This is a genomic window from Dictyoglomus sp. (genome assembly GCF_049968615.1).
Lineage (GTDB): Bacteria > Dictyoglomota > Dictyoglomia > Dictyoglomales > Dictyoglomaceae > Dictyoglomus > Dictyoglomus turgidum.
This window is the reverse complement of the sequence record NZ_JBMFQK010000044.1, coordinates 1-507: the sequence shown is the minus strand read 5'-3', so window position 1 is coordinate 507 and position 507 is coordinate 1. Positions and strand designations below refer to the sequence as shown.

The window sequence follows — 507 nt, the reverse complement described above, 5'->3', positions numbered from 1 at the left end:
ATGGTAAAGATGATTTCTCCCAAGTAATAGAACAGATTTCTGATAAAGAATGGAAGTTAAAAACTAAAGTATGTGCAGAACCTAAGCTTCCTTATGGATTTAAAGTAAATGGAACACGATTCAGTAATATAGAAGAATTATTAAAATACCTTAAAAGCAGTGGAAAAGATAAGTTAACTCATAAAGATGAAGTAGTTATAAACGGTACCCTTGATGAGTTTATAGATTTTTCCCAGCAAATGGTATACCTTGGCTTTAGTCCAGCTGTCTATACTGAAGAGGATTATAAAAGAAAGATAATATGCGATAGATTTATGGAGCATAAGAAGGAATTACTTAAGGATAGTCAAAACATAACACAAAAAATCTATAGAAGCGTACTCAAAAAGTATGATCACATAATAAAAAGTTATAGAGACGATTTATTAGAAAAATTTGAAAATATAAAGAAATCTATAATAAAGATGGACAATGTTAAGATAAGTGCTGCTGTTTTTGCTACGAAAA

General features: G+C 29.2%; 1 protein-coding gene. It reads left to right on the top strand.

The genetic code is table 11. From position 1 onward, the window contains the following. On the top strand, positions 1-507 hold a 507-nt coding region (locus ACP5QL_RS09290), incomplete at both ends, for a hypothetical protein (RefSeq protein ID WP_428127330.1).